This is a genomic window from Pseudoalteromonas sp. UBA2102 (assembly GCF_002331165.1).
GTDB classification, from domain to species: Bacteria; Pseudomonadota; Gammaproteobacteria; order Enterobacterales; family Alteromonadaceae; genus Pseudoalteromonas; species Pseudoalteromonas atlantica.
This window is the reverse complement of record NZ_DCYU01000044.1, coordinates 13,320-31,796: the sequence shown is the minus strand read 5'-3', so window position 1 is coordinate 31,796 and position 18,477 is coordinate 13,320. Positions and strand designations below refer to the sequence as shown.

Here is an 18,477-nt window from a genome sequence, read left to right as displayed (position 1 = left end):
TTGCTCGGTTTTTACTTAGCCCACTAGGTTACAAACCTCGCGCCGCGATTAAATAGCCCCTAGTTTGAACAAATTTTAATCCGCAAAGGTCAACAGACCCTTAGAACATTAAACAGGATTGTGCATGCTTCGCTTATTACAAACACTACTTGCCACCAGCCTACTATTTACAGGTTTTATGGCGCAAAGTTACGAAATTGAAGATTTAGGCGATGGCCTCCACCGCTTTATTGACGACAGACACCGCTCGGTATTTTTAATCACCCCACAAGGTGCAATAGTTACCGACCCACTTAATAAAAAAGCTGCCACGTGGTTAATGGAGCAAATTAAAACTCGCTATAACGTACCCGTTAAATACGTTGTATACAGCCATAATCACAGCGACCATATTTACGGCGCAGAGGTATTTAAAAGCCCGCACACAACCTTTGTTGCGCACAAACTTACCGCGCAAGATATTAAAAACACGAAAATAAAAACGGTTATGCCTAACCTTACTTTTGATGATGAACTAATACTTAGCCTTGGCGGCTCAATCTTAAAACTTAACTACCACGGCCCTAACGATGGCCGAGGCTCAGTAAGTATGCTGTTCGAAAAACAAAAAACATTATTTGTAGTCGACTGGATAGTTATTGGCAGAATGCCATGGCAAAAACTATGGAGCTACGATATTCAAGGTATGATTAATTCAACCCAAGCGGTTTTAAATTACGACTTTAATACCTTTGTGGGCGGCCATGCCGATATGGGTAATAAAGCCGATGTTGCACGTTATTTAAGTTATATAGAGCAACTGTACAACAAAGTAACCGCAGCAGCGCTTGCAGGGCAAAGCCTAGAGCAAATAAAACAAAACGTTAAGCTCGATGAATTCTCAGATTTAAAGCAATATAAAGCATGGCTGCCACTTAATATTGAGGGCGTATACGAGCGCCTTATGGAAGAGTCGGGCATGGGCTGGCGCAGCGATTTATAAATTGTATGTGTATGCATTTGTAGCTTAAATGCAAGTGCATACGTATTCACATTGAATTAACAATGCAAGCTTGTGATAGTGCACTTTTTGTATGCTAAGGCGCCACCATGAAATTAGTTGCTTTACTGTTTAGCCTATCAATATTTGTAGTGCATACCAGCTATGCAAACACGCCCAAGGTGCAAGTAAGCAAGGGCCATATTGAGGTGATCGACAATATAGAATCACAGTTTTTAAAAAACCGTTTTTTAAATGTATGGCTACCGCCAGGTTACAACAAAAACACCACCTACGATGTACTTTACATGCACGATGGCCGCATGCTGTTTGATGCCAATAGCACATGGAACAAGCAAGAATGGCGCGTAGATGAAGTAGCCGGCTCATTAATAGAGCAAGGCAAAGTACGCCCATTTATTGTGGTAGGCATTCCAAACGCCGTTGAAAACCGCCACAGCGAATACTACCCACAACAACCGTTTGAGGCCTTGAGCAAACAAAAGCAAAATGCCCTATACCAGTTAGAAAAATACCCAGGCCACAAATTATTTGCCTCTAAGGTGTACTCAGACAACTACTCACGCTTTTTAGTTAAAGAAGTTATTCCTTACATAGAGTCTAACTACAACGTAAACAAAGGCGCGCAGCACCGCTATATTGGTGGCTCTAGCATGGGTGGGCTTATATCGTGGTATACACTACTTAATTACCCTAACGAATTTGCCGGCGCTATTTGTATGTCGACCCACTGGCCGGGTATTTTTAGCCACGACGACGAAGTATTTGCCGAGTTTAAAAATTACATTGCCAACAACATCGCAAAGCTGAGTAACCAAAAAGTGTATTTTGATTACGGCGACAGCACTTTAGATGCCATGTACCCTAAGCTACAAGCGCAAATTGATGATTTATTTATGGCGCAACAATACCCAGCAAAGCTATGGCAAAGCCAGTATTTCCCGGGGGAAGATCACACCGAAAACGCGTGGGCAAAACGCTTACACATTCCCCTTGAGTTTATGTTTAGAAAAACCAAGCAAGCTGCCCCGAATAATCATTTACAAGTATTATCCTATCAGTAATCACAAAAAAGCGGCTTAATGTTTACTACGTTAAGCCGCTTTTTTAATAGACTTTTAAACCGTTTTAAAACGTAGGTCGGAAGCGCAGCACCGTCCGACAATTAACGGCGCTTAAAGCTCATTAGTCTTACCAAGCATTCATAGGAACCTCTAAAGGAACTTGGCTACCATCCTCATTTTCTAAAACTAACTGTAAGATGTCCCCTGACTCCTTTCGCATTAATTTTTTTGCTTTACTGGCAGGGCAGCCCGGAATTTTACAGCCTTCTATAGAAATAATTTTTTGCCCTGCAACAATCCCTGCTTTTTCAGCGGGTGAATTAGGCTTTACGTTTTCAATAATAAATGACATTACTTTTGGGCTAAAAAAGCCATCCGCCCCAACGTTCCCTACAACTCCAAGCTTCACTTCTTCTGCTGCCAAGGCATTAAAAGAAATAATTGATATTAAAATAATTATAATTTTGAACATAAAAATAAACACTCCATGTTATCCAACACTAAATATGTTGGTATCGTTTTTTGTATTGTTTGCTAAATATATGACTATTAATCATTCTCTGGGTCGCCGCGTTTGTTATATCGCTCTTTGAATGACTCATAGTCTTCGCTTTCAAGTAATAAAACATTTTGTAAAGTATAACTAGCCGCACCATATGTAAAATCAGCTGAAACAGAAACACTTTCCCCTATTTCAAAATCAGAACGATTAAACCCGCTAATTTCAGACTTGTTTATAGCAGCACACAACGAAGCTAACTTCTTTGGACCACTATTAATACTTATGCATAACTCAGATATTGGTTGGCCTTGCTGATCAACTTCGGGATACATTAGTATTATCCAGCTATCGTCCAAATTTTCACTATTTCCATCAACTAGTCGATGAATGTGTAATTTTTTTGCTTCATCTGAGCTCAATACATTTTCAGAAATAACAAGCGATGTGTTTTCAGCACTACATACCCAAAATGGGCAAAGTAATATAAAAACTAAAAGTATCTGCATACATCTCCTAAAATAAAACATTCAATAATCGCAACTAGTTTGTACTGGATTGCCCTGATTACTATAGAGCAATTTCCCATTCCCAGTTTCACACTCCACTATCGCATACTATTCAATCAAATGTTTAATTTCACATAAAAAACCGCGCTAACACTTTATAAAAAGCCTTAGCGCGGTTATTAATACTTGAAACCTAATTAACCTAATAACTAACTAAAATCGACCACCACTTCATAGCGCCCTGGCATGTCGTTTACATCGTAAACCCAGCCGTGGCGTTTAATTATTTTTTCGCTTAATTGCAGGCCTAGTCCGTACCCTATGCTGGCGTGTTTTGCTGAAGGCGAGCTCGCTTTAGGGGTATCATCTTGCTTACTACAATTAACAATAGTGACTTTACTGCCTTGCTGCGTAATGTGTACTTGGCCAAATTGGGTATGTTGGTAGGCATTACGAATTAAATTAGTCAGTACAATGTGGCACGCAGTAGCATCGGTGGTAATAACGCTCTCTTGTTGGGTGTTTAAAACCACCTCAACGTGCTTAGCATTAAGCAAGTAGTTAAGCTCATTACTCAGGGTCGTTATTTTATCACTAAGGTTTACAGGTTCTGGACTACTTCGCTGATCTTCGTTGCGGCTTAGCCATAATAACGTATCGGTTAAATCGCTCATGGTTAAACCGGCGCGCTCTATACGCTCAAGTGTAAGCTGTTGTTTATCACTTAACGGGGCTTTTTCGCTCAGCCGATTGAGTAGCTCAACGTTACTGCGAATAACCGAAATTGGCGTACGTAGCTCGTGGCTGGCATAGCTTAAAAAGCGCTGCTCGCGCTCTACGCTTTCATTCGCCGAAAGTAAGCTGCTGCGTATTAATGTGGCTAAAGTGTTTAGTTCGTTATATGTAAAATCGGGCGGTGTTTGCTGCAGATTAGTTTGGTTTAACGATTTAGCCCAACCCCTTAACGACTCCACTGGCTTGGCTATTTTTTTCATTACCATAAACAAAAAAAACGCAAATAACACAATGGCAGCAATGCCTGTAATGGCAATCCAAAGCATGCGTTGTTCGGGCTCTATATTAGCGAGTAATTGTGGTTTGTCTTTTTCGAGCATAATGCGCGATATATAACGCGGCTCGCCTTCGGGGCTTGGATAATACACCACAAAAAATAAATTTTGCGGCATAGAAAACATCGATGGCCTGTCTTTTGTTTTATGCAAAAGCCCCACCTCTGTTGGTTTTTTAAAACGCTGCTGAATTGACGCAGGCATGTCTTCCCAGCGGCTTGCAATATTAAAGCCCACCAGCTCTTTTGTTTCCCCAGGCTTTACTTCTGTGGTTTGCGAAAGCTTTAACATAACTCCGTTTAAGCCTTTATCTAGCCCATCAATAAAGTAATTTACACTTAAAAACGAAAAGCCAATGGCCATAGCAGAGCTAAGCACCACCATACTGGCAAAAAAGTAGAGCCTTAAACTAGGCCTTATTTTCATTGTGGTTGCCCTTCATTTGCTGTTATTGCAAAGCCCACACTTGGAATGGTTTTAAGTGTAACTTGGTGTGTGGTGGCTTCTAATTGCTTACGCAAATGATGCACATGCACTTTTAAACTGTTGCTGTCGGGCTGCTCTTCGCCCCATATAGCTTGCATAATGCTACTGCGCGTAACAGGCTGCGGCGCATGGCGTACTAAGGTTTCTAGCAATTTAAATGCAATGGGCGATAACTTTAATGTTTGCCCTTCTACATCGGCACTGCGCTTTGCTAAATCTAAATTTAAATTAGCTAAGGTAAGGCGTTTTGCCTCACCACTTTTGCGCTTTGCCAGCACTTGTACTCGCGCTACTAGCTCTTTCATGGCGAAGGGTTTTACTAAATAGTCGTCGCTACCGGCGGCAAAGCCCTCTAGTTTGTTATCGAGGCTATCGCGTGCGGTCAACATTAATACCGGAATATCTTTACCTTGTTCACGCAATGTTTTGCACATTGTTAAGCCGTCCATTTTGGGCATGTTTACATCTAAAATAATCATTTGATAATCATTAATTTGCAGTAAATTTAAGCCCAAAACGCCGTTGCTTGCATGGTCACACTCAATGTCTTCTATATCGAGGTAATCAACAATTGTTGTTGCCAGGTCTATGTCGTCTTCAACCAGTAGTACGTTTATCATTAAGAGGCAGCTCCTTCGGTGCGTTTACCACTTAAAAAGTCTAACACATTGGCAAGTAAGCGCTTAATGTCTATTTGAATCATTAATAATGCCGGAATAAGGATTAATGTAATAACCGTGGCAAACAAAATACCATAACCAAGTGATGCCGCAGCAGGAATTAAAAACTGTGCCTGCATTGAGGTTTCGCTTAATAACGGCACTAAGCCCGCATAGGTTGTAATTGAGGTAAGCATTACCGCGCGCAGGCGGCTTGTGCACGACTCTACAATGGCATCGTGCGTGCTCATGCCTTCATCTTTTACCAGCTCGTTAAAGCGCGATACCAATAATAGGCTGTCGTTTACAACCACCCCACTGAGCGCCAAAATACCATTTAAAGAAAGTATGCTGATGGTTAAGTCGTTCCACCAATGGCCTAAAATAGCACCCACAATACCAAAGGGAATCGCCACCATAATCAACATAGGTTGAATGTACGATTTAAGCGGAATCGCCAGCAATACGTAAATAACTAATAACGCGGCTATAAACATAGTGGCCATTGAGCCTGTTGCTTCGTCTTGCTCTTCGGCTTCTCCGGCAAAGTGAATACTTAAGTTAGGAAATTGCGCGTTAAGCTCAGGTACTAAATCGCGGCTTAAGTTAGCAACTAATTCGTTAGATGCCACAATGTTTTTATCTACTTGTGCGCTTAAGTAAATTGCACGTAGGCCATCAATGCGGGTTATTTCATCTTGCTGATATTCGCTACTTATATTGGCTACGTTAACCAAAGGTACTACGGTGCCATCGGGTAACCTAATACGCGATTGCATTATATCGGCTGGTGTTTTACGGGCGTTTTCTGGGTAACGCACACGTACTTTTACTTCGTCTTTATCGCGCTGGTAACGCTGTACAATTGCTCCACCAAAAGCTTGTAAAACCTGCTCTGATAGGCTCGCCGTATCCATACCTAAGGCGCGCCCTTGTGCGTTTAAGGTAAATTTAAGCTGTGGCTGACCTGGGTTTAAATTATCGTCTATGCCATTAACACCAGCAGTATTTTGTAAGCGCTCTTTAAACAGTGCGCCTGCGGCCATTACGGTTTCGTCATCCCACGCTTTAAGCTCAACTTTAAAGTTATCAACCATTTTACGCGTGGCTAATACTTGTAGCTTTTTGCTGCCCTCTGGCATACCGGCAAGGCGCTGCCATTCTTGTGCAAATTCGCTTGCAGTAAAGTCGCCCTCGTTTAATAGCTCAACACTTACCGTACCGCTAGTATCGCTACTGCTCACTAATTGTAAGCTCGTTATTTCGCTCTCTTGCGAGTCAAACTTATCCATTAAATTTTGCTGGGCTTGTAGTGCACTTTGCTCAAGCGCTAACAAGTTTTTATTAGTTTGCCCATACGCTGCATCGTTTTGCATAACAAGCTCAGCGGTTACGGTATCGCCGGCAATACTTGGGAAAAAACCTACTTTTACTGCACCGGTCATAGGCATACCAACAACCAGAATAAAAAAGGCCACAAATGCAGCAACAATGGCGTATCTAAATCGTAACGAGTATTCAATAACGCGGCGGTACACTTTATCGCTAAACCAAGTTAGGCCGCTGTCGGCGCCATGCTGCACCTTTGACCACAAGCCACTAAGGCCCGACTTTAACTGGCGTTTAGTACTTACGTGGGCTAAATGCGACGGTAAAATAAGTTTTGATTCAACAACCGAAAGCAGTAAACAAATCGTCACTACGGTCGCAAACTGAGAGTAAATTTTACCTAAGTTGCCAGATACATTCGAAAGCGCAACAAACGCCGCTACCGTGGTTAATACCCCAAATATGGTAGGTACAGCCACCTTCATGGTGCCTAAAATCGTGTTATTAAGGGTGTCGCCGTGTTTTTTGCGAGTGGTGTAAATACTCTCCCCCACAACCACGGCATCGTCGACCACAATGCCCAGCGCCATAATAAAACCAAAGGTGGTCATTTCATTTATGGTCAGTGCGGTGTAGCTGTCGGTCATAAAGTACAGCGTGCCAAAAAATACAAATGGCAAGCCACCCGCAACCCATAGTGCAACGCGTACATTTAAAAATATCGCTAAAATAACAAACACCATAATAATACCGGTTACGGCATTTTTAGTAAGCAGCGATAGGCGCTCGGTGATCATGGTGCTTTTGTCGTGCCAGCTTTCAAGCTCTACATTTTGCGGTAATAAGCCCCGCTCGTGCCATGTATCAATTACGCTTTGTGCTTGCTCAACTATGGTGGTTATATCGCTATTTTCATCCATTAAAATTTCAATGCCTACGGCATTTTGTTGGTTATAACGACTTAGTGAGTTGGTATCTTCTGCGAATGTGTCGGTAACGGTTGCTACATCACCTAATTTAATTTGTGTGCCTGATTGCGTTGTAAGTAATACAATATTGGCAAAGTCGCGCTGCCAGTAAGCTTGGTCTGCCGCTTTTAGGCGCATAATTTTATTGCTATCGCGCAAGCTAGTAGAAAGCGGGCTCGATGATTCGTTGTTAATCACCTCGCTTACATCGCTAATTGTTAAACCGTAGGCTTGTAGTTTGCCTTCGTCGATTTCTACCGACATCATAGGGTCAAGCACGCCCGATTGCTCTACATCGCTAATGCCCGATTTAGCTAATAAATCGGCTTTTAGTTTTTCAACTAGGTTTTGCAACGTATGGCGGTCGGCATCACCAAATAATTGTAAGGTTAATGCGTGATCTTGCCTGCGCGCTTTGTCGATCACCGGCTCTTCGGCATCTGCCGGAAAGTTATTAATGGCATCAACTTGGTTTTTAACATCGGTGAGTAGCTCATCAAGCGAGTAATCGGTTTTTTTCTCAATGCTTACATGACTGCCGCTGGCATCGGATGTAGAGGTAATGCGCTTAATACCCGGTATGGTTTCAAGGGCTTCTTCTACTTTTAGGGCGATGCCTTCTTCTGCTTGTAAGGCATCGCCACTGTCGTAAACCACCGATACCGAAATAGTATCTGGCTCAAGGCTTGGAAACGCCTCTTTACGCAAAGTAGAAAGCGACATTATGCCCATTACTATTACGCTAATGAGTAATAAATTGGCGGCCACTGAGTTGTTAGCAAACCAGCTAATAATGCCGTGCAAAGGGTTAGTATTATTAGGTAATTGCGGTGCTTGATGCGGGCTCATTATGGCATCTCCTCAACAATTGGGTTTACTAACATATCGTTTAAGTAGCTTACGAGTGGGCGAGCCACTACACGTAAATTAGTGTGTCCTTCAATAGGAGAGATATAAACGTAATCACCGCGCTCAAATAGTTTTTGCGCTTGAATGCTCATTAACGTGTTTTGCTCGTTTACGTACCAAATTAAGCCCTCTTGCGATACTGCTGAGGCGGGTAATTTAATTACGTTGTTAAGCGCTTTACCGGCAATTTGTACCGCTAAAAATGTACCTGGTAACAATGGTGTTGCTTGCTCAAAAGGTTTGTCTAGCGCAACCACTACACTGCGCTGGCGAGAGTTATCGTCAAGATGCTGCTCAAAACGAGCAATGTAACCTTGCCACTGATTCTGTGTTGTTACATCACTTAAAATAACCTCGCCCGACTTATCGCTTGCCAGGTTTTGCCATTGGCTTAATGAAAGCGGTACGCTAATTTCTACTTTGTCGGTGCTGTTTAATGTAGCCAGTGTATCGCCAATGCTTACGTAAGTACCTAAATCTACATCGCGCGATAAAATAACAGCATCAAACGGCGCACTTATATGGGTGTTTTTTTCATCACGCTGCGCAGTTTGTAGTGCGTATTGGGCGTTATCGGCCGTTGCTTGGGCGGCTTCTAGCTGTAGCGTTCTAAATACTAAAGGCGAGCTTGGCGCTTGCGTTACACCCGAGCGCTGCCATTCACGCTTTGCTTGGTTTCCTAAGTCTTGCTCTTCTTGTAGGGCAAGTTTGGTATCTGCTAATGTGGCTTTAGCGCTCGCGACTGCTTGTAAGTATTCGGTGTTATCTATTTGTGCAAGCACTTGGCCCTTTTTAACTACATTACCGGTAGCAAATTGCTCGCTCATATTCGTTATTTCGCCCTTAACTTGTGCTTTTAAGCTAAGTGCCCAGTGTGCTTTAGCCTCACCGTGGCCGCTAACATAGGCTTGATACGTACTTGGCACAGCGTTAATAACCGATACATTGGGTGCCACAGATTTAGCCGGCTCAGGCTTTGGGCCATTTGCTTGCTGCGCCATTTTTTGGCCGTTATATGAAATAGCAAGTCCTATACAAACAATGGCAACAAGAGTTACAACAACAGGTACTGGCGAAATTTTCATGACGATACTCCAAGGCCCAAGGCAAGGCCTAAATCTATACGGTTAGTTAAAAGGGTGTAATTTATTTGGCTAAGCTGAGCTTGTAGGTCGTACACCTGCTGCTGCACGGTTAGTAAATCTAAAATATCAACCAAACCTTGCTGGTATTTGCTTTTGTAGTTGCTATAACTGCGCTTAGCACTGGCAAGTGCTTTACTAATTTGTAGCTGCTGCTGCGTTAATGATTGCTCTTGACCTAGTGCGTTTTCTACTTCGTTTACGGCGCTAAGTAGCGTGTCTTGGTATTCCCAAAAGGCTTGTTCGGCATTTAATTTTGCAATATCAACTTGCGCACGAAGTGCCCCGCCTTGAAACAACGGCGCACTTAAACTGCCTAATAAGTTCCAAACTGGGCTGGTTAATAATGCTTGGCTGGGTGTAGTTGCTAAATCGCTAAGCGATGCCGAAAGCGTAATGCTTGGCAGTAAATCTTTGTAAGCTACATCAACTAAATAACGTTTAGATTGAATATTGTAATAGGCATTTTGTAAATCGGGGCGACGCGCTAAATCTTGCTCTGGTAGCGCGCTTAGCGGCTCAATTACCTCAGGTAAAACAGAGGTAGTAGGTAAGTTTTCAAGTTTATCAACACCCACTAATAATACTAAAGCACGTTTAGCTTGCGCTATTTGCTCTTGGTAATCGGCAATAGTGGCTCGGGTAGAAGCGGTATTTGTACGCGCGGTATCAAGGGCTTCTAAATCACCTAAGCCGTATTGGTAACGCTCAACAATGCTTTGCTCGTTATTTTCTAAAACCGTTAAGCGCTGCTGCTCAATGTTAAGTAAATCTTGCTGCAAAATAATGTTTAAATACGTGCGCATCACGCTGGCTACTAAGGTGTCTTTAGCGCCTTGGTAAGTGGCCTGATTACTAGCTATGGTCATGTCTTGCGCGGCTACGTTATCAGCAATTTTTTGCCATACGTCGGCCTCCCAGCTAACCCCTAGTGATGAGCTGTACTGCGTGCCGGTTGTTTCGTTGCGCTGGGCGTCAAAATCGGCATCTACACTAAACCACTGGCTTGCTGCGGTAACATCGCGCTGTGCATAGGCAAGTTTTAGCGCCACATGCACCTGGTTAAACGAAGGATTATTTGCAACGGCTTGGTTAATAAGCGAATCAAGCCCCGCTATATTCACTAAATCAGTGATATAACTTACCTCGGTTGCATCATCTTGTGTGTATTGCCAATTTGCATGCTGCTTTAGCGATTGCTCGGTGCTATTACCTGTATAGCTTGGCTGGCTACTACACGCAGCTAGCGTGCAGCTAAGTGCAAGCAATAAAACCGTTGAGCGCTTTTTAAAATAAACCATTTAACTGTGCCTAATTTACATCATTACACACAGTGTATTAGGGCAAGGGTTAAGGATGGGTTAAAAGGGGTTAACTTACTTTAGACAAATTAGTATTTGCCTCGTTTAGCCAAATTACGTAGCCTTTGGCAAAAATATTCACTTAAAACTCATATGCATAAATTAATTTTTACCCTTTTTTTAATACTCCCTACGTTATTGCAGGCTCAAGTAACCTTAAGTGATAAAACCATTATATACAGTGGCCAAATCAACAAACAAAATAACAATACGGCAGCTGAGCTTTTAAAAACTAACCCTACAATTAATACATTTACTATTACCAGCGGCGGCGGAAACATAGATTTAGGGATGGACTTAGCCGAGTTAATTTTGGCGCATAAGCTAACGGTAAACATAAAGCAGTTTTGCTTTTCGTCGTGTGCTAATTATGTGTTGCTTGCTGGCCACCCTACTACAATTGAGCCCAATACAATTATTGGCTGGCATGGGGATGCAGCCTCAGCTAAATGGTTAGATAGTGATATTGATGCCATGGTAAAGCACTTAAAAGAGCCACAAAAAAGCCAAAAGTGGCAAACATTACGCGCCCATTACGATGAGGTAATTGCTAAAGCAAGCTTGCGCGAAAAAGCCTTTTACACAAAGCTAAATGTAAATCACGACCTACTCACGGTAGGGCTAAAACCCAGTTTACGCAGCGCCGCCATAAAGCAACGTGCGCGAGGCTGGACGTACTCACCTAAGGTGCTTAACTATTTTGGAATTAGCAATATTAGCTATAATAATTGGCAACCTCGGTCAGCTAAAAATTTTCCGCTGCTTATTATTAGCGACTTAAACTAATAACCATACCCCCACTTTACTAATCTCATTTTTACTCATAATAAAGCCCTGTTAATAGCAGGGTTTTGTGTTTTAGCTGCCTTATAAGTACTTTGTGGATACTCACTATTAATATGACAAATACTTTGCACACTTTAAAATCTAATTGATATGCGTTATCATTCGCAACATCATTAACTTTTAATATTAACAATAATGAACAAGCTAATTAAATTTACCCCAATATTATGCGCGCTTGCGTTGGCTGGTTGTGGCGGTGGCTCGGGTAATACTGCTCCACAGTTTTCTCAACCTAATTTAAGTTTTACTGTAAACGAAGACACCACTTTTTCAGGCCAAGTAACAGCCACCGACGATGAAGCCTTAAGCTATACGCTTGCCAATGCACCAAGCAATGGCATCATAGCAGTTGAAGCAAACGGTGAATTTACCTACACACCATTTAGTAATTATTTTGGAGAAGACACAGCAACCATTAGCGCAAGCGATGGCAGCTTAACGGCAAATTTAGTGATACGTTTTAGCGTAGAAAATGTTAATGATGCCCCGCAGCTACTAACTACTAATGTATTTGTCACCTCTTCAACCACCACTCAAGGGGTTATTACTACACAAGACTTAGATGGCGACACCGTAACTATTAGCTTAATAACACCACCGAGTAATGGCGTAATGAGCATAAATAGCACCACGGGTGAATTTACCTATGAGGCTCAATCTCTAAGCAGCATTGATGAGCAATTTGAAATTAGCTACACAGATGGTCTAATTAGCGAGCCGTTAACTGCAATTATTTCACTAAGCCCTTCTTATGTAACTAACGAAGATAAACTTAATTATTATTACAGCTCTAGTCTGTCGCACTTAAAACAAGCCGACGAGTTAAGCGCAAATATTGCCGATGAACTTTCTCGATATGAGGTATACGCAACCCAAGCTGCGGCCTATGCACGTGCAGGATTTTTAGATACTGCTAACGACTATTTAGCGCTTATAAACGAGCAAACAGCGCGTTCTTCGGCACTAAAAGATGTGGCACAAGCACTAGACGAAATAGGCCAAACAGAACAAGCAAACGATTACCGTGACCAAGCGGTGGCGGCCTACAACCAATACTTAGCTGATAAAGGCTTTGATAACATTGCCTCATCAGACGCATCAGCCCTTTATTCTTTAGTAAAAAGCTATTTAGCTGCTGATCAAGTTTCGCAAGCAAGTAATTTGTTAAATACAATTTCATTATACGCAGAGCAAGTACGCGAAGGCGAATACACCTCAAGTTATGGCTACTTTTTAAATGGCGTACGCTTATCAATAGATGACGCTCTACAAAGCTATGCGCAAAGCCTAGATGAAAGCGATTTAACGCAAGCCAAATTGCTAGCTAATAACTACGCGCAACTTGCAGTAAAAACAGGTTACAGGCTAGTACGTAGCGGCGAATACGAAGGCCAGCCATACGAGCAATACAAAACGCTACATGGTGCATGGGCTGCGCAATACCTTTATAGAGCTGGCGAATTTGAAGCGGCAAAAGACTATACTAACCAAGTACTTGCCATGTATGGTTCAACGGGTTTTGATAGTAACTACGCATACTCTGCATCGCCTTACAGCGCCGCTACTTTAGATAACTACACTTATCCTATTCAATTTTTAGCAGGCTTAATTGAAGGCCTTTACCAAAGCGACGAAAACCCAGCAATAACGCTATCAGACAGCGAAACCGATATAAACAACGCGCAAGAGCAAGTGTATGGTTTTAATATAGCTAATCGCCTGCTTGGTGGGGAAGATATAACGAGTGCCGCAGCTCAAGCTCGCAGCTTTTTTACAGAAAATGGTGATTACAACGAATTTTTTAGAGCGCTAACATCGCTTGATAACGTCCCTGGCACAGGCCTAATTTTAAGTGAAGCCGGCAGAAACGATCTAGCACAGCAAGTATTTACCTATGCTGGCGACTTTATAGCCTCAGATGACTACATAAGCAAAGAATCATCAACCACGCTTTTAACCGGTTCCAAGGGCTGTAAATTGTTAGTTGATTTAACTGCGCAAGTCGGTGGCGATACAGCAAATGCCGCTAATAAATGCTTAACCATGCTTAATACGCTCAATGCAGGCGATATACGTACGCTAAGTAATACCTCATCAATTACAGCTCATAATCAAGTAATAGTATCGCTTATTAAAGGCGGCTTATCGGAGCAAGTAGCTGGTGTACACAATCAACTCCTTAGCTACATTGCCCTAGATGAAGATACCGAAGACAGGTTTGAAGCCCGCTTAGAAACCTTAGGTTACTTAGTTAATGCAAACCAAACATCACTGGCAAGTACCACTTTAAATGATGCTATTACTGAAATAACCCCTGAGCTAAATGCATTAACAAGCGATCAGCTAGAAACTATTTTAGCCGCTGTTAAAGCCGAAGTAATTGGCTTAGAAGAAGCTCAAACAGGTGAATTTGAACGTTATTCTATGCTTTCAAGTATGGGCACTAACGCGGCGAATATTAGCGATTTTTCAGCAAACTATAGCAATGCAAAAACACAAGCTAGCACGCTTTTAAATACGCTTGAGCCTCTTATTTTAAACTTTGCCGATACAATTATTGCCGACAACATGGAAGATTTAGTAAACAGTTTTACGCTAATTAACGATACCACTAAAGCACAAAGCTTAATAAATAATGGCGTTAATGGCGAAGCCGATCAGCTTGAGCTTTACATAGGCATGACCAACTTAGTCGCCTCTCGTGATGACTTTAAAGGCATAGCTATTGCCAGCGTAGATACAGACCACGACGGCTTACCTAACTTCTTTTTACCTAACTCCAGCGATGAAGATATAGCCTTAGCTGGATTAATTGCCGACCAAGACGCCGATAACGATGGCGTAATTGATAGTGAAGACACTACCCCACTAGGTATTTAACTAAGAGCCGTAATAAATGCAGACACCGACTACCCTCGCGTGTCTGCTTTTGCTTTCTCAGGGTGTATACGCCGCAGAGCAGCAACAGCAGACCGAACCAAAAACACAGCCATGTAACGACCTTAAAAATGAGCAAAAAGAGCGTTGTGAAGCACTTGAGCACATTGAAGTAAAAGGCCAGTACATAGGCATAGAAGTACCCGAAGTTATTGGGCGTTCTTACTTAAATCGTGACTTTATAAATGCCACACCTAAAGGCAACGGCGATATAAACGAGCTTATTGCATTGCTCCCTGGTGTACAGCTAAGCAACGAGGCTTACTCTATTGGTAGTTTGGCAGAAATCAGCGCACCAGAAATATCAATCTCAGGCGCGCAGCCATGGCAAACTGGCTTTTCGTTAGATGGACTAAACTACAATAACCGCATAGACCCGGGTAGCAGCAGCCGCTTAAGCTCTTCATCAAACGATGTATCGGGCGGCGTGCAAAGCATGAATGTAAACTCCGATGTAGTTGAATCAATCACAGTGTACGACCATAACATTCCGGCTGAGTTTGGTGGCTTTTCGGGTGGCATTGTTGATAGTAAAACCAAAAGCGTATTTACCAATGACAGTTTTAGCTTTGGTGTGCGGGGTAATCAAAGTAGCTGGGGGAGTTATCACTTTATAGAAGCCGATCAAGACAGCTCTCAGCAAAATGTTGATCAAAGCACACTTGAAACGCCTAAGTATGAAAAAGTCAGCTATAACCTGCGTGCTAATAAACAAATTAATAAGCGCCATGGCGTAATGATGAGTGTTAGTTACTTAACCAGCGACATCAGCGATTTGTCGTTAGGAGAAGTCAAAACGCAAAGCCGTAAAAACATAAATGCCATTGTTAAATATGGTTATCGCAATGGCTGGGTAGACGCATTAGATTTAACCCTAATGTATTCACCTTACGAAGTAGATGACTTTATAACCGACGCCAAAGACAGCGACTTCCATTTAGAAGGCGGCGCCGTAGGCGCGGTCGCATCACTTACCCAGCACTTTGATTTTGCAACCTGGCGCAGTAACCTTAATTTTAGTATGAGTGATAGCAGCCGAGAAGGCCCAGCGCACTTTTATAACTGGCTGCAAGCTAAAGGCAAAGATTGGGGACAATATGCCGACCAAGGCGATGCGCAAACGCGCTACTCTCGCCAAGGAGGCTATGGCGCTTTAGATAACACCCAATACACCACCAGCTGGAAAAACACGCTAAATTTCAATTCATTTGAATTAGCAGGTACTGAGCATAATATTAAGGCCGGTATAGAGCTTATTCGCCAAGAAGTAGAGCGCGAACGAATACAAAATAGCTACAACTACGACTCCCCTATTATATGGTCTAGCGCTAGTACACCACTTAATTGCAGTGGTTACACGCTTGACTGCCAAGCGCTTGAAACCACAATATCTATTGACGAACTTGCAGCGCAGTTAGGGGGCGAAATTGATTTTAACAACCAAGATCACATAACAGCGTACAGCAACAATGTAACAGCCACCGCGCAGTATTTTAATGGCCGCTTAGTAACCCCAGCAGAGTATATAAATGTAGCGTTAAATCGCGCCTCGTTTTATGCAACAGATAGCATTACCTTAGGGCAATTAAGCTTAAATTTAGGTATGCGCTACGAATACGATGACTTTTTAGCTAATCATAATATTGCGCCACGTCTATCCCTTGGTTACGATGTATTTAACAACAACCGCACTATTATTAGCGCAGGGGTTAACCGCTATTACGACTCAGCCATTATTGGTTATAAAATAAAAGAGCAGCAGCGTTTTTCATACCGAGAGTACCGCCCAATTGAAAACGGCTACCTTCAAGGGTGGCTGCCGTCTAACTATACCGGCGCGTTTAAATACCGCTTTGATGATGTAAATACCCCCTACGATGACGAACTCGCATTAGGCATTGCGCATTCATTTGAAAAAGCAGGCAATATATCGCTCAAATATGTAAAACGTAAAAAGCATCAGCAATTTTCTCAGGTTACCGATGAAGAAGCAGCTAGTGATGGCTATAAATACATTTATATGACTAACGAGGGTGATGGCAGCTCAGAGCGCTACTCTATCTCGTGGAGTGCACAGTTTGGTAAACACTCTTTATGGGCCAATGCCTCCTACGCTGAAAACAAAGTTTCAAACGACGAATACAGCGCTAGTGCAGAAAATACCCCCCTTGATGAACTCGTTTATTATCTCAATGCACAAGGCGAAGGCGAGCTTGTAACACTTGGGCAGCTAGAGCAAATACGTACCAACTTTGGCACCCCAGTGTCAGGTGCGCTTGGCTGGAATGTTGATTGGAACAGCTCATTTAGTACAGGCTTAAATGTTACCTACAGTGACAGCTACACCAGCGCGGTAAGTACCGGGGCTAGCGAAAGTATTGGGCTTGAGCAAAGCTGTACAAGTTGCCCTGTAGAATCAAGCTTAGTTGATGTATACGAAGAGCAAGAAATACGCGCCAGAACCATGCTAGGGCTAAGTTTACGCTATAGCCATAACCTCACAAAAACCCAAACTATTGACATAAGAGCGGATATTTCTAATTTATTAAATGCCCGCACTTACACAGTAAACGAAGGGGCATCAGGTATTGAGCCCGGGCGTATGTTTTGGGTAGGAGTTAGCTATAACTATGATTAGGTTATTAAGCATTTTTTTACTGTGCTCATTTAGCTTAAACGCCAAATCAACAAGTAGTAACGATTTACGCTCACTTTATAGTAAAGGCCAAGCTCATTGGCCTGCTATTCAAACCAGTGACGGAAGAAGCGTTGAGCCCATGTCGCTTTTGCCTGTAGCATCGCCTAAACCTGAGCACGTTGCACTAGGCGATAAGCTTTTTCACGATGTGCAGCTTTCACGTAATAATACCGTTAGCTGCGCAACCTGCCATGAACGCGACAAAGGCTTTCATGATGGCCGTACAACAGCCATAGGCATTGACGAGCAAGTAGGCACGCGTAACACCCCCGCTATTTTTGGTATTGATCAATGGCAACATTTTTTTTGGGATGGACGCGCAAGCACCGCTGAGCAGCAAGCGCTTATGCCAATAGAAAACCCAATTGAAATGGACTTAGATCCAAAAATAGCTTTAGCCCGAGTAAATAAAGATAAGAGTTACCGAGCATTTAATAAAAGCGCTTTTAATAGCAGCACGTTAACCACTGAGCAAATGGCAAAAGCCTTAGTTGCGTTTGAGCGCACATTAGCAGCGCCAAATAGCCGCTATAAAACTTTTTTAACGCAGCTTAATAAAAATCCACAGCAAGCAGTTAGTAGCCTAAGTGATAGTGAGTTAAATGGCCTGCACCTATTTAGAACTAAAGCTAAATGCATGACTTGCCATAACGGCGCACTACTTAGCGACAACCAATTCCATGGCACAGGGCTGCATTATTACGGCCGCCGTTTTGAAGATAAAGGCCGCTACGATGCCACCCACAACCCTGAGCATATTGGCCAATTTAGAACCCCATCGCTATTAGGGTTAATGCAAACATTCCCGTGGATGCATAACGGCTTATTTGACGATTTGGCCGGCATTGTCGCCTTATATAACCATGGTGGAGTAAGGCCCAAACCACGAAAAAATCAACTAAACGACCCGCATTTCCCTAAAACCACCAACCTGCTTATAAAGCTTAATTTAACCAAGCAAGAACAAGCCGACCTAGTGGCATTTTTACGCATATTATAA

13 protein-coding genes are annotated in these 18,477 nt (G+C 42.6%); 6 read left to right on the top strand and 7 right to left on the bottom strand.

From position 1 onward, the window contains the following. The first annotated feature begins 124 nt into the window (after positions 1 to 124). Positions 125 to 982, top strand: coding sequence for an MBL fold metallo-hydrolase (locus B2R65_RS05665; protein WP_286741550.1), 858 nt, complete (start codon positions 125 to 127; stop codon positions 980 to 982). Positions 983 to 1,089: 107 nt separating this feature from the next. Further along, positions 1,090 to 2,064 (top strand): alpha/beta hydrolase, encoded by a 975-nt coding sequence (locus B2R65_RS05660; RefSeq protein WP_286741549.1) that lies wholly within the window; start codon positions 1,090 to 1,092, stop codon positions 2,062 to 2,064. 127 nt (positions 2,065 to 2,191) lie between these two features. Here the strand turns inward: B2R65_RS05660 and B2R65_RS05655 are convergent, their stop codons facing one another. The 7 genes from B2R65_RS05655 to B2R65_RS05625 form a co-directional block, all read right to left on the bottom strand. Beyond that, the gene (locus B2R65_RS05655; RefSeq protein ID WP_024033228.1) at positions 2,192 to 2,536 is read right to left on the bottom strand and encodes a PDZ domain-containing protein; all 345 of its coding nucleotides are present in this window, start codon (positions 2,534 to 2,536) and stop codon (positions 2,192 to 2,194) included. A gap of 77 nt (positions 2,537 to 2,613) precedes the next feature. Beyond that, a complete protein-coding gene (locus tag B2R65_RS05650) occupies positions 2,614 to 3,072 on the bottom strand; it encodes a hypothetical protein (protein ID WP_248451228.1) in 459 nt (152 codons plus the stop codon). Positions 3,073 to 3,281: 209 nt separating this feature from the next. Further along, a complete protein-coding gene (locus tag B2R65_RS05645; RefSeq protein ID WP_286741546.1) occupies positions 3,282 to 4,568 on the bottom strand; it encodes a sensor histidine kinase in 1,287 nt (428 codons plus the stop codon). Beyond that, positions 4,565 to 5,248, bottom strand: coding sequence for a response regulator transcription factor (locus B2R65_RS05640; protein WP_286741544.1), 684 nt, complete (start codon positions 5,246 to 5,248; stop codon positions 4,565 to 4,567). Before B2R65_RS05640 ends, B2R65_RS05645 begins: the two co-directional genes overlap by 4 nt. Further along, on the bottom strand, positions 5,248 to 8,433 hold the full coding sequence (locus tag B2R65_RS05635; protein WP_286741542.1) for an efflux RND transporter permease subunit: 3,186 nt from the start codon (positions 8,431 to 8,433) through the stop codon (positions 5,248 to 5,250). The genes B2R65_RS05640 and B2R65_RS05635 overlap by 1 nt, the downstream gene beginning before the upstream one ends. Next, a complete protein-coding gene (locus B2R65_RS05630) occupies positions 8,433 to 9,578 on the bottom strand; it encodes an efflux RND transporter periplasmic adaptor subunit (protein WP_286741540.1) in 1,146 nt (381 codons plus the stop codon). Before B2R65_RS05630 ends, B2R65_RS05635 begins: the two co-directional genes overlap by 1 nt. Beyond that, a complete protein-coding gene (locus B2R65_RS05625) occupies positions 9,575 to 10,936 on the bottom strand; it encodes a TolC family protein (protein WP_286741538.1) in 1,362 nt (453 codons plus the stop codon). The genes B2R65_RS05630 and B2R65_RS05625 overlap by 4 nt, the downstream gene beginning before the upstream one ends. A gap of 153 nt (positions 10,937 to 11,089) precedes the next feature. Here B2R65_RS05625 and B2R65_RS05620 point away from each other — a divergent pair, with 153 nt between their 5' ends. The 4 genes from B2R65_RS05620 (at position 11,090) to B2R65_RS05605 (ending at position 18,477) form a co-directional block, all read left to right on the top strand. Further along, positions 11,090 to 11,782: a hypothetical protein gene (locus B2R65_RS05620; protein WP_235207540.1), complete on the top strand. Its 693-nt coding sequence runs from the start codon at positions 11,090 to 11,092 to the stop codon at positions 11,780 to 11,782. 195 nt (positions 11,783 to 11,977) lie between these two features. Next, positions 11,978 to 14,722, top strand: a complete 2,745-nt coding sequence (locus B2R65_RS05615; RefSeq protein WP_286741536.1) for an Ig-like domain-containing protein — start codon at positions 11,978 to 11,980, stop codon at positions 14,720 to 14,722. A gap of 16 nt (positions 14,723 to 14,738) precedes the next feature. Further along, positions 14,739 to 17,417, top strand: coding sequence for a TonB-dependent receptor (locus B2R65_RS05610; RefSeq protein ID WP_286741534.1), 2,679 nt, complete (start codon positions 14,739 to 14,741; stop codon positions 17,415 to 17,417). Then, positions 17,410 to 18,477 carry a cytochrome-c peroxidase gene (locus tag B2R65_RS05605; protein WP_054982802.1) on the top strand — a complete coding sequence of 356 codons (1,068 nt, stop codon included), beginning with the start codon at positions 17,410 to 17,412 and terminating at the stop codon, positions 18,475 to 18,477. The genes B2R65_RS05610 and B2R65_RS05605 overlap by 8 nt, the downstream gene beginning before the upstream one ends.